This is a genomic window from Gilvimarinus gilvus (assembly GCF_030518155.1).
Lineage (GTDB): Bacteria > Pseudomonadota > Gammaproteobacteria > Pseudomonadales > Cellvibrionaceae > Gilvimarinus > Gilvimarinus gilvus.
The window spans coordinates 1-356 of sequence record NZ_JAULRU010000414.1 but is presented as its reverse complement, the minus strand read 5'-3'; the positions used below and the strand labels follow the sequence as shown (position 1 = coordinate 356).

Genomic DNA, 356 nt, shown 5'->3' with positions numbered 1-356 from the left:
TGATGATTTCCGCCACGCCCTTGTGCTCGGTCTCGGGGTGGTACACCTCGTCGCGGTACACGAACATGATCACGTCGGCGTCCTGCTCGATTGCACCGGACTCACGCAAGTCGGAGTTCACCGGGCGCTTGTTCGGGCGTTGTTCCAGCGAGCGGTTCAGCTGCGACAGGGCGATGACGGGGCAGTTGAATTCCTTTGCCAAGGCTTTGAGCGAGCGGGAAATCTCGGAAATTTCGTTGGTGCGGTTATCACCGGCCGAACCCGGAATCTGCATCAGCTGCAGGTAATCGACCATGATCATGGCGATTTCGCCGTGTTCACGGGCCAGGCGGCGGGTGCGCGCGCGCATTTCCGAG

Annotated in this window: 1 protein-coding gene; it reads right to left on the bottom strand. The window is 60.7% G+C overall.

Annotated elements, in window-relative coordinates:
• A partial coding sequence (locus QWI17_RS06840; protein WP_302721775.1) for a DnaB-like helicase C-terminal domain-containing protein occupies positions 1-356 on the bottom strand: 356 nt, incomplete at both ends.